Annotated in this window: 1 protein-coding gene; it reads left to right on the forward strand. The window is 30.1% G+C overall.

Features of this window, described 5'->3' with window-relative positions; translation table 11 throughout:
- The first annotated feature begins 59 nt into the window (after positions 1-59).
- Positions 60-347 (forward strand): hypothetical protein, encoded by a 288-nt coding sequence (locus tag FOF46_RS31095; RefSeq protein WP_143919293.1) that lies wholly within the window; start codon positions 60-62, stop codon positions 345-347.
- Positions 348-429 lie beyond the last annotated feature (82 nt).

Below are 429 nucleotides of genomic sequence, written 5' to 3' on the forward strand. Positions count from 1 at the left end.
GGAGAAGAAACAACACAAACTAACAGTAGGAGAATTGCACAAAATTTTAAATGAAAATTATGAAAGACCAATTTAACGAAGATATAGATCCTTTGATTAAAGTTTATAAGCCTATCGAAAGACAGGAGATGATGCTTAGTAAAGCAGGATATAAAGTTGAGAAAGGCACTTTAATATACGATTCTAAACAATTCATTGAGGTGTATGATCCCAATGAGGATATTATAGATGGGCTTTTAAGAAAAGTGGTTTTTATATTTGATGGTACTGGGACTATTTTTGAAAAACTTACCGTAACTGAAACCCCACTTAAGCCTGATTACACAAAAGAAAAAAAGATATTTTAAGATGGAAACAGTAGGTATAAAAATAGCATTTCAATTGATTGATCTTTTATGTTACTGCATTTTCTTTAAAGTAATTCTGGAT

It is taken from the genome of Aquimarina algiphila (assembly GCF_007489275.1).
GTDB classification, from domain to species: Bacteria; Bacteroidota; Bacteroidia; order Flavobacteriales; family Flavobacteriaceae; genus Aquimarina; species Aquimarina algiphila.